12 protein-coding genes are annotated in these 10,638 nt (G+C 65.4%); 7 read left to right on the top strand and 5 right to left on the bottom strand.

What is annotated here, in order from left to right:
* The 5 genes from AC1DXK_RS28415 to AC1DXK_RS28395 all read left to right on the top strand — a co-directional run.
* Window positions 1-223, top strand: a 223-nt coding sequence (locus AC1DXK_RS28415; protein ID WP_477299549.1) for an integrase core domain-containing protein, incomplete at its 5' end; no start/stop codon positions are given.
* Window positions 224-488: 265 nt separating this feature from the next.
* Window positions 489-2,036, top strand: a complete 1,548-nt coding sequence (locus AC1DXK_RS28410; protein ID WP_477299548.1) for a winged helix-turn-helix domain-containing protein — start codon at window positions 489-491, stop codon at window positions 2,034-2,036.
* Between the two features lie 133 nt (window positions 2,037-2,169).
* Window positions 2,170-2,667: a monooxygenase family protein gene (locus AC1DXK_RS28405; RefSeq protein WP_477299547.1), complete on the top strand. Its 498-nt coding sequence runs from the start codon at window positions 2,170-2,172 to the stop codon at window positions 2,665-2,667.
* 151 nt (window positions 2,668-2,818) lie between these two features.
* Window positions 2,819-4,510 carry an AMP-binding protein gene (locus AC1DXK_RS28400; protein ID WP_456685574.1) on the top strand — a complete coding sequence of 564 codons (1,692 nt, stop codon included), beginning with the start codon at window positions 2,819-2,821 and terminating at the stop codon, window positions 4,508-4,510.
* Between the two features lie 416 nt (window positions 4,511-4,926).
* Window positions 4,927-5,229: a hypothetical protein gene (locus tag AC1DXK_RS28395; RefSeq protein ID WP_456685575.1), complete on the top strand. Its 303-nt coding sequence runs from the start codon at window positions 4,927-4,929 to the stop codon at window positions 5,227-5,229.
* A 556-nt stretch (window positions 5,230-5,785) separates the two neighbouring features.
* Here AC1DXK_RS28395 and AC1DXK_RS28390 read toward each other — a convergent pair.
* From AC1DXK_RS28390 to AC1DXK_RS28375, 4 genes are read right to left on the bottom strand one after another with little or no spacing between them, the layout of a single operon-like run.
* Window positions 5,786-7,075 (bottom strand): NAD(P)/FAD-dependent oxidoreductase, encoded by a 1,290-nt coding sequence (locus AC1DXK_RS28390; protein ID WP_477299546.1) that lies wholly within the window; start codon window positions 7,073-7,075, stop codon window positions 5,786-5,788.
* An 8-nt stretch (window positions 7,076-7,083) separates the two neighbouring features.
* Window positions 7,084-7,815, bottom strand: a complete 732-nt coding sequence (locus tag AC1DXK_RS28385) for an amino acid ABC transporter ATP-binding protein (protein WP_477299545.1) — start codon at window positions 7,813-7,815, stop codon at window positions 7,084-7,086.
* A complete protein-coding gene (locus AC1DXK_RS28380; protein WP_456685578.1) occupies window positions 7,812-8,465 on the bottom strand; it encodes an amino acid ABC transporter permease in 654 nt (217 codons plus the stop codon). Before AC1DXK_RS28380 ends, AC1DXK_RS28385 begins: the two co-directional genes overlap by 4 nt.
* A 5-nt stretch (window positions 8,466-8,470) precedes the next feature.
* The gene (locus AC1DXK_RS28375; protein ID WP_456685579.1) at window positions 8,471-9,244 is read right to left on the bottom strand and encodes an ABC transporter substrate-binding protein; all 774 of its coding nucleotides are present in this window, start codon (window positions 9,242-9,244) and stop codon (window positions 8,471-8,473) included.
* 168 nt (window positions 9,245-9,412) lie between these two features.
* On the opposite strand from AC1DXK_RS28375, the gene AC1DXK_RS28370 reads away from it, so the two are divergent.
* The gene (locus tag AC1DXK_RS28370) at window positions 9,413-10,006 is read left to right on the top strand and encodes a cupin domain-containing protein (RefSeq protein ID WP_477299544.1); all 594 of its coding nucleotides are present in this window, start codon (window positions 9,413-9,415) and stop codon (window positions 10,004-10,006) included.
* A gap of 83 nt (window positions 10,007-10,089) precedes the next feature.
* Here AC1DXK_RS28370 and AC1DXK_RS28365 read toward each other — a convergent pair whose 3' ends face one another.
* Entirely contained in the window at window positions 10,090-10,347 is a 258-nt protein-coding gene (locus tag AC1DXK_RS28365; RefSeq protein ID WP_456685581.1) for a hypothetical protein, read from the bottom strand.
* A 55-nt stretch (window positions 10,348-10,402) separates the two neighbouring features.
* Here AC1DXK_RS28365 and AC1DXK_RS28360 point away from each other — a divergent pair.
* Window positions 10,403-10,638 (top strand): transposase (locus tag AC1DXK_RS28360; protein ID WP_477299543.1); only part of this gene is annotated, 236 nt, incomplete at its 3' end.

Genomic DNA, 10,638 nt, shown 5'->3' with positions numbered 1-10,638 from the left:
GAACCGGACCCTCAAGGACGCGACCGTCAAGCGCTACCACTACGACAGCCACGACCAACTGCGGGAACACCTCGCCGCTTTCCTGGATGCCTACAACTTCGCCCGGCGGCTCAAGACCCTACGCGGCCTCACGCCATACGAAGCGACCTGCCGAGCCTGGGCAGACGACCCAGGCCGGTTCAGATACGACCCAACCCATCTCACCTCGGGACTGAACAGTTAGTCTCTCGATCGGCCCCGAGGAGGGCGTGAGCTTAGCCGCGTAAGCCGAACTGCTGGTGCTGCTAGGAAGAGCCGACGAATCTTCACTGCTCAGAGCCGCGCGTTGAATGAATTGCGTAGGGCTGTTGTCGAGCGGCGGGATCATTGGTGGCGGAAGGCCCGCGTGCGTCGGCCTCCTCACACTCGGAATTCGGCCGCGCGCCTTGAGTTTCCCGACATATGGTGATTGCTATCTGCGGTAAACGGTGGACACAAATCTGTCTTCGATGATCGACAGCATCACGCTCTCCGATGTCGCAATCGATCTCCGGCGCGAGCAGGTCGTCGGACAGGACGGGCAGCGGCGGGAGCTGCGTCCCCGCTCCTTCGACGTGCTGCGGCGCCTTGCTGCCAGTGCGGGCGATCTCGTCAGCAAGGATGAGCTCCTCAGGGATTGCTGGCCCGGCGTCATCGTCACGGACGACTCCCTCACCAAATGCATTTCAGAGATCCGCAAGGTTATGGGCTCGGATGCACGGGATCTCATCCGAACCATCCCACGGCGCGGCTACATGCTGGTCCTGCCCGACGAGCCCAAGCCCGCAGACACCGTGCGCGCTGACGTCAGGCCTTCGACGAGCTTCTGGCCGAGCATCGCCGTCCTGCCCTTCGACGAATTCACGGACGGCCCGGGCACCTATGGGGCTCTGGGGGCAGGCTTTGCCGAAGACATCATCACGGAGCTTGCCCGCAACCGGAACATCACCGTCATCGCTCGCCAAAGCTCTTTCGCAGCCAAGGCGAGCGGCGGAACTGCGGCGGATGTCGCGCGCCTCCTCGACGTGCGCTACGTGCTTGAGGGCAGCATCCGGCGCGCCGGCGAGCGCATGATCGTCAACGCGCAGCTCGTGGAGGGCTCCTCGAATAGCCACGTTTGGGCAGAACGCTACGCCTTTGCGGCGGGCGAGGTCTACGAGGTGCAAGACGAGTTGGTGGCGCGGATTGCCGGTACATTGTTTTCGGGCCTTCAGAGCCACGAGCAGGCTGCGAGCCTGCGTCGCCCACCGGCAAGCCTCGATGTTTACGAGCTCACGCTCCAAGCACTCGCGCACATGCTGCAGTTCAGCCAAGGTGGCGTCAGGGCGGCGCTGGCGGAGGTCGAGCGGGCCGTTGCTCTGGATCCCACCTATGCGCCGGGGCACATCGCGCGTGGCTTCTGTATCGCGACGGATGCCGGCATGGCGATCTCCGGCGAAGCTGGCCCGGAGCGGCTGGCAGACGCCGTGCAGGCCATCCGCCACGGGCTGGAACTCGACTCGTCCCTACCGATCGGCCACCGCGCCCTGAGCTATGCTCTGCTGGTGACCGGCCGATGTGACGAGGCCTTAATTGCTGCCGAGCGCGGCGTTGCTCTTAGTCCTGGCGATGCCCTGGCTCTGGCCGTTCTCAGCTTGGCTCAAACCGCGATGGGCCGCTACGCCGCCGCTCTCGCCAGCATCGATCGCGCGATCGGTCTAAGCCCTCTGGCTCCCGGATTCTTCCAGGGCGTGGCCGCAAGCCCCCTCTATGCCCYGGACCGCTTCGATGAGGCGGTCCGGAACGCGACCGAGGCCAGCTTCAGGAGCCCGAGCTACCTGATGGCTTACGTCATGGCAGCCGCCTCGTGCGTCGCTCTGGAACGCAAGGATGAAGCTTCAACGTGGATCTCGGATCTCTTGCAGCGAAGCGCAAAGTTCAGCCTCGCGCTTCCGAGGGTGGCGAACGCTTACCGGCATGACCAAGGCATGGCGGAGCGGTTCAGCCACCACCTGCGCGTGGCTGGGCTCCCCGGCTGATGCCCGCGCCGGCTTTGGGATCGCGCCTCGACACGACCGATCGGGACGTCGCCCGAAGCGTCAGCCGGTTCGCCGGAGATCGGACCGGCTCTGAACGATCGAACGTCCGGAGCGCGCTGGTGTGGAGGGGCCGATGCAGACGACAGCGGTACGCCGAGAAGTCCCCGATTTCAGCGCCTATCCCGATCTCGTCGTCATCATGCTCGGGATGCAGGTGCGCACCGGCTACGGTTTGAAGGCGCTTCTCGGCCTCGGCAAGCCCATCGACGCGGCCGGCGTCGGCCGGCCGGAAGGACTGCTGCATTACGAGAACCGGATCATCTTCAGCCTGAGGCCGACCCATATCGGCATGCGCTGGTACTGGCGTGACATGCCGAGCCTGGAGGCTTGGTCGAAGTCGGATCCACACCGGATCTGGTGGCGGGACTTCCTGAGGGACTCGCGCGGGACCGGCTTCTGGCACGAGACCTACCACATGCGAGGGGGCATGGAGGCTGTCTACGTCGACATCGGCAAGCCCGTCGGCTTCTCTGCTTTCATGCCGATGGTCCTGGCCCACGGCACGATGGCGAGCCGACACCGTGTGCTGGCTCCGGACAGCGCGCCGGACCTGCCAGATCGGATCGCTTAGTCCACGTCGGTACATCCCGCTCGGCTGACCGTCCGAGGAGTTCGGTTTTCAGGGAAGATCGGAAAGGCATCGGGGTCCTTTCAGGACGTGCGGCGGACGCCGCCGCTAGTCAGCGAAGCTGACGCGCCATCGCGTCTTCGAGGAGACTGCCATGAGCAAGGCTTGGCTCGCGCATTACGATCCCGGCGTTCCCGAACAGGCGGACGTCGCGCAGTTCACTTCGCTCGTCCAGATGTTCCACGCCACGGTCGCTCGCTTCCGAGATCGCCCCGCCTTCAGCAGCATGGGTCGCGAACTCACCTACGGTGGCCTGGACAAAGCCTCAGCGCGGCTCGCCCATCACCTCCGCGAGGTCCTCAGGTTGCGCACGGGCGATCGCGTCGCGATCATGCTGCCGAATTTGCTGCAATACCCGATCGCTTTTTTCGGCGTGGTCAGGGCTGGGCTCGTCGTCGTCAACGTAAATCCGCTCTACACCGCGCCCGAGCTGGTGCATCAGCTGCGTGACAGCGGTGCGAAGACGATCATCGTGCTCGAAAACTTCTGTGCAACGCTGCAGGAGGCTCTGCGTCACGTCGAAGTACCGAACGTAATCGTCACACGCCTCGGCGATGGGCTCGGGCGCGCGAAGGGCATGCTGACGAACTTCGTCGTGCGCCGCGTCCAGAACCTCATCCCGCCCTGGCATATCGATGGCGCGCAGCAGTGGCGCCGCACTGTCTCGGCGCGGGCCGTCGTCAGGGTGCCGCGGGTCGAGGTCGGACGCGACGATCCTGCCTTGCTTCAATACACGGGCGGCACAACAGGGCTCGCCAAGGGCGCGATCCTGACCCACGGGAACGTGCTGGCGAATGCCCTGATCCTGGGAACGTGGTTCGCAGCCATCGGGACCGAGCGCGGAGAGACGTATCTCGTTGCCCTGCCGCTCTATCATGCCCTGGCACTCATCTGCCAAGTCATCCATCGGTTCATCCTGGGCGGCTGCGGCGTGCTGATCGCCAACCCGCGTGATCTGGATGGTCTCGTCGCGGAGATGCAACGGCACCGTTTGCGGAGCATCGCGGGCGTGCCGAGCCTGTATCAGGCATTGTCGCAGCACCCTGGCATCCGGAAGGTCGATTTCAGCGCGACGGCTGTCTGCTGTTCCGGCGGGGCGCCCCTGCCGCCTGCCATTGCCGAGGCCTGGCGGGCGGCGACCGGGCTCTCGATCATTGATGGCTACGGGCTGACCGAAGTGGCTGGTGTTGCTGCCATGAACCCGTTCGGACAACACGTGCCGCGCGGCGGAATCGGCTTTCCGGTCTGCTCGACTGAGATCGAGATCCGCCGCGACGATGGATCGCTCGCAATGCCGGAGGAGCCCGGTGAGATCCACATCCGCGGCCCTCAGGTCATGCGCGGCTACTACAATCAACCGGAGGAGACCGCGCGCGTTCTCGACAGCTGCGGCTTCCTGGCGACGGGCGATATCGCGTCGATGAGCGCCGATGGGTATCTCACGCTCGTGGACCGGAAGAAAGACATGGCGATCGTCAGCGGGTTCAATGTCTACCCGCGCGAAGTCGACGATGTACTCCTGCGCCACCCGGGCATCCGGGAAGCGGCAGCGGTCGCAGTGCCGGACGCGCGCTCGGGCGAGGCGATCGTCGCCTGCGTGGTGCGGGGCAATCCCGAACTCACGGAAGCCGCTGTGATCGCGCACGCCCGGACCTCGTTGACAGCATACAAGGTGCCGCGCCGCGTGATCTTTCTCGACGCGCTCCCAAAGACGCCAGTCGGCAAAGTCTTGCGCCGCGTGCTTCGCGAGCGCGTCCTGGAGCTCGGCAGCTCCGCTCAGGCATAAGCGCCGAGCCAGCGCTGTCAGAGCGCCCCCTCTCGGCCACTCACAGGAGCCTTCCGCAGAGCGTCCTGGCCGCCGGCATCGACCTGATGCTGGCGCCGGCGCTCTGCGGGAGGCCGTTCGTATGTCGGGCCGCGCCCTTCAGGCATCTCACCGATCCCGCAGGCCACGCGCGTCGGAATCTTTCAGGCGCATCTCAGAACCATTCGGCCGCCTTTCAGGATTTCGGTCGCCGCGGTGTGTACGGTCATCACAGATGCAGAGATGCACTTTGAGACCAGACGAACAGTAAATCTCAATCAAGCTTTCCGCATTAAGGTGGTGATCGATGTCTATCGCGATCGCGTGAACCGCGATCTGACTGAGATGCGGCGCCGCTAAATCTGATGAAGCCCTTACGAAGCACGTGGAGATTTGATATGACCGCTCGTATTGCTGCCCTGGTTGCCGCACTCAGCCTCGGCGCCTTCACCACCTCCGCCTTCGCCGGCGAGGGCCGCACTTTCACCGCCTGGGGGCACGAGTTCGAGGCGCCCGGCTTCGCCGCTTCAATCCCCGCGCCGTCCGCTCCGTCTAGCTACACGGTCTTGTCGGCGGCTCGGGCCACTTCGTCCCGCGTCCTCCCGATCGCCGGGCAAGAGATCGTGGCAGCACCGGTCACCTCGATGCCCGAGCCCACGATCAACGTCTGGGGCGCACGCTTCCCGGCTTCTGGCCGCTGAGCCATCCACCGCGCTGATCGAGGCGGGGCACTGCGAGCCCCGCCTCCTCGACAGCCGAATCGTGAATCTGTCCACTACTCACATTGGCGAACAAACCTCCGTGGGACCGCAACCACCGGTCTAACGGGTACGAACTGGAGTTCTGGCTCATCGCCGAGCGCCAGTTAAGGGTGGAGCGGGCCGGCATCCTGGCTCACGGCGGCAGATTTGTGCGCAGAGGAGGAAGTTGCGGCCAGTTCGAAGTTGTTTCCCGGCCGGCAACGCAACACAAAACAGTCGGTCTGGAAGCTCGTTCTGCCGCGGTGCAGAACGTTCGCATTTGCATACCGCCCGCGTCGAGAGAACTCGGCAAACCTCGTCCGCTTTGTCGGCACACATGCTCCAAAGCGGTCGTCCCGCTTTCGGCCGCATCACGCCATGCTGGACCGCTATTGAGCGCAAAAGCAGCGGTTCGGCTTTGCGCCCATTGTTGCCATTCAGGCCACTTCGGCGGCATTCCGAAAGCAGATGTGGAGGTCTCTAAGCCGATAACTTGCCCGTTAGATGACTCGATTCATCAGCGAATGCCGCCGTCGCTCAGACGGTACCAGGCGATGATTGCAGAGACGTAGAGGCGGTGCAGGGCGTGAAGCGGCAGCGGCGCGATCGGCGTGGTTTGGAGGGGTAAGCTGTCGGCATCGCCGGACGCGATATACGTAGCGATAGCCCGGCCCATCGCAGACTGAAGGCCCACGCCCCGGCCTTGACAGCCGATGTCGATGAGCAGACCGGGCGCCGGCTCGTGAAGATGGGGCAGGTAATCCCGGGTGATAGCCACGCGACCGCACCAGCGGTGGTCGAAGGCGATGCCGTCAAGCTGCGGAAAGAGCTTGCCGACAATCCGTTCGAGATGAGCCCAGTCCTGTGGGCTGCGCGGCTCCCGGAACGGGCCGCGGCCGCCCATCAGCAATCGGCCAGTATGGTCGAGACGGAAGTAGAGCAGCAACTTGCGCGTATCCGAGGAGACCTGTCCCTCGGGCAGGATCGAGCGCCGCAGGTTGTCGGAAAGCGGCACTGTCGCGACCTGGAAGGAGTTGGCCGCGATCACCGTCTGGGCGAGGCCGGGCCACAGCTCGCCGGTGTAGCCGTTGGTACAGAGGACGACGCGCTCGGTGGCGAGGCGGGCTCCCTGCGCCGTGGTGACGGTCCAGCCCGATCCTGTCCGATCGAGGGCGGTCACGGGCGATCCGCCGTGGATCGCGGCACCGGCCTTGAGGGCGGCCCGGGCGAGACCCCGGGCGTAGCTCAGCGGCTGGACTGCACCGCCGCGGCCATCGAGCCAGCCGCCGAGGTACCGTTCCGTGCCGAGCAGCCGGTCGGTCTCGGCCTTGTCGAGGACGCGGGCCGGGGCGCCGAGATCCGCCCACTGATCCGCCCGCCGCGCGACCTCGTCCAATCCGGCCTCGGTGTGAGCGCCCTGGATCCAGCCCGCGCGCCGATGCGGCACATCCATCTCGTGCCGGGCAATGAGATCGAAGACCGTATCGGCGGTGCTCCCGGCGAAGCGTGCGAGCCGTTCGCCGCGCTCACGTCCGAACCGGGCGACGAGGTCGGCGGGATCGTATTTCAGCCCCGGGATGACCTGCCCGCCGTTGCGCCCGGAGCCGCCGAAGCCGACCTCGCGCGCTTCCAACACGACCGGCCGGATGCCCCGCTCGGCGAGATGCAGCGCGGTGGACAGGCCGCAGAAGCCGCCGCCGACGATCACCACGTCGGCCCGCCCGGATTGGGCCAAAGGCGGCGTCTCCGGCGCGGGGGCCGCGGTGGTAGCCCAGAGCGACGGGGCGAGCGGGAAGGGTTCAGCCACGGCCTCTCCTAAAGCGGATRCAGCACGCGCTGCAGGAAGTCCTGCGTGCGTGGATTCTGCGGGCGGTTCAGGACCTCGGCGGCGGGACCCTGCTCGACGAGGAGGCCCCCGTCCAAGAACAGCACGCGGTCGGCAACCTCCCGGGCGAAGCCGATTTCGTGGGTCACGACGATCATTGTCATGCCCTCGTCGGCGAGTCCCCGCATCACCTGCAGCACGTCGCCCACGAGTTCGGGATCGAGCGCAGAGGTCGGCTCGTCGAACAGGATGGCGTCAGGCCGCATGGCGAGCGCCCTCGCGATGGCAACACGCTGCTGCTGACCGCCGGAGAGCTGGTCCGGCCGGGCGTGCTCCTTGCCCGAGAGACCCACCCGCGCGAGCAGTCCGCCGGCCCGCTCCTCGGCCTCCCGGCGAGGTTCGCCCTTCACGTGGATCGGCCCCTCGATGACGTTCTCCAGTGCGGTGCGGTTGGCGAACAGGTTGAAGCGCTGGAACACCATGGAGACGCGGGTGCGGATCCCCTTGATGCTCCGCGCATCCCGATCGACCCGCTGGCCGCCGACGCGAATCTCGCCGCCGTCATAGGCTTCGAGCCCGTTGATGCAGCGGAGAAGGGTCGACTTTCCGGAGCCCGACGGCCCGATGATGCAGACCACTTCGCCCTTGGCGACTTCGGCGGAGACGCCCTTGATCACTTCCAGCGCGCCGTAATGCTTGCGGACATTCTCCAGGACGATCATCTGTGCCGGCCCTTGGCCTCGAAATGGCGGACCAACAGGATCAGCGGCAAGCTGAGCGCCAGGTACATGAGCGCCACCATCGTGTAGACGCTGGTGTTCTTAAAGGTGGAAGACGCGATGAGCTTGCCCTGGAGGGCGAGTTCCGCCACCGTGATGGTCGAGGCTTGGGACGAGTCCTTGAGCATCATGATCATGATGTTGCCGTAGGGCGGCAGCGCGATCCGGATCGCCTGCGGAAGAATCACCCGTCGCATGGTCATGCCCCAGCCCATGCCGATCGAGAGCGCGGCCTCGACTTGCCCGCGATCCACCGCCTCGATGCCGGCACGGAAATTCTCGGCCTGGTAGGCCGAGTAGGCGATGCCGAGCCCTATGATCGCGGCCTGGATGGCCGTGAGCGATAGGCCGAAATCCGGCAGCACGAAGTAGATGTAGAATAGCTGCACGATGATCGGAATGCCGCGCAGGATGTTGATCATCACCGCGCTGAAACCTGCCAGCACAGCGTTGCCGGAGACCCGCAGCACCGCCCAGACCAAGCCCAGCAGGGTCGAGACCACCAGCGAGGCGAGGGTGATCAGGACTGTCAGCTGAACGCCCTGCAGCAGGATCGGCAGATAGTCCTGCGCGTCCGCGAGGAAGTCGCGCACGACGCTCAGGACCGATCAGCCGACGGCGGCAGGCCCCACTTGGTCAGGATCGCCTGCAGCGTCCCGTCAGCCTTGAGTTTGGCCAGCGCCGCGTCGATCTTGTCGAGAAGCGCAGTGTCGGTCTTGCGCACGCTGAGGCCCACCGAGGCGACGACCGTCGGCTTGAAGGTCTCGACCAAGCGCACGCCGGGGAACGCGCCCTGCTTGACGTAATAGGCGAGGATCGGCGCGTCGGCGAAGCCGGCCTTCAGCCGCCCGGAATTCACGTCCCGGATGATGTCGGGGATCGTGTCGTAGATCTTCACCTCGCTGAAGAGACCCGACTTCTTCAGCGGCTCTACGAAGGCGGTGCCGATCTGGGCACCCACGATCTCGCCCTTCAAGTCGGCGAAGGAGGTGTAATCCTTGGTGTCGCTCTTTGGAACGATCAGGCCTTCGCCGTAGCTGTAGACCGGCGCCGAGAAGGCCACGACCTCCTTGCGCTGAGGCGTGATGAACATTGCCGCTGAGATGATGTCGATCTTCGAGGCGGTTAGCGCCGGGATCAGGGTCGAGAACTGCAGCGGCTCGACCGCTACCGTGAAGCCCGCCTCCTTGCCGACCGCGTTGACGAGGTCGACCATCACGCCCTGGATGGTGTTGGTCTTGGTGTCGAGGAACGTGAACGGCAATCCGGTCGGCGTCGCGCCGACCTTCAGTGGCTGGGCACGACTCGCATGCCCCAGCAGCCCGAAGAGCAGCGCCGACGACAGACACAGGCTGGCCAACCGTCTTCTCATGATGCCGCTCCCGTCAGGTGGTCGGACCGCGAGGCGATCGTCGCGGTCGCTTTCACGTTAGTGAAGAATACCGCATGATTTGCTTGTCGACGCAAGCAGATTTCACGTGCATGAAAGCTGGGATGGAGGCAGGCTGGTGTGGCGGTGAGCATTTCGCGAGGCGACGCGATGGGCCTGGAACCGGTGGACAGGGCAGTCGGGCAGCGCCTGCGCAGCCTGCGGCGCGCACGGGGCCTCTCGCTGGAAACGATGGCCTCCAGCACGGGCCTGTCGATCGGCTTCATAAGCCAGGTCGAGCGCGGCCTATCCTCGCCGTCGCTCCGCGTGCTGGCGCTCCTCGCGGACACGCTTCAGATTGGGCTCGGTGGGCTATTCGAGCCCGCCCTCGACCAGCCCGATCCAGATCCGATCGTCGTGTTCCAGAAGGATCGACCTGAGCTGCAGCTCTGGCGTGCCGGCATCACCAAGCAGTTGCTGACGCCGCCCGGCGGAACACAGGGCATGAGCCTATTCCATATGGTCCTGAAACCCGGTGCCAGCGCGGGCGACGAGTTGTTCAGTCATGAAGGCGAAGAGGCCGGACTTGTCCTTGAGGGACGCCTGACCTTAGTCGTCGAGGCGCGAACGCTCCGGCTGACGGAAGGCGACAGCTTCCGCTTCGAGAGCAGGCGGCCGCATCGCTTCAGTAATCCGGACCCGCGCAGCTCGACCATCGTGCTTTGGGTCAACGTCCTTGGGTCTGCTCAAAGCAGGACACCCTAGCAGTTCAGACGCGTCATCACCCGATGCGCCCAAGTCTCGACTGCCCCGAGGTCATGAGGGCGGAATGCAGCGATGCGCTTTCGTCACGCTGTCACTTGAAGGCCGATAGTCGATTTTGCGCCCATCCCGGCCACCCTGTCGCCCCCACGACATCTCTGAACGGTCATTCCCTGTGCGCGCCGTTGCAGCAGTCGCAGGTCGGCTGAGTCAAGGTTCCGCCGGCTGGAGGCAGGTTTGATCACGAGGAGCACGGCATCCGTTGCCGCCAGCATCTTCCCGACACCCATGCCATCCTTCTCGACGAGCATCGCGCGCTCCTCCGGAAAAGCGATGATCGTCACGTCGGACTTGCCTTGAGAAAGTGGAGAGCTCTTTTCCTGAAGGAGGGGGTTTCCGATGGCAGACCGGAAGCAGACCTTTACCCCTGAGTTTCGCGCTGAGGCGGTGCGATGGGCGCAGACGAGCGGGCGGTCCCGCCGCGAGGTAGCCCCCGATCTCGGCGTCGGGCTCTCGACGCTGCGCACCTGGATCGACGGCCGGCGTGAGCGGGAGATGGATCACCCGCCGGCCGATCGGCAGGAGGACATGGCGCAGGAGGACATGGCCGCCGAGCTCAAGCGCCTGCGGCGCGA

This window comes from Methylobacterium sp. P3_A11 (genome assembly GCF_056403155.1).
Note: the sequence above shows the minus strand (reverse complement) of the source record. Positions and strands in the feature narration are given on the sequence as shown.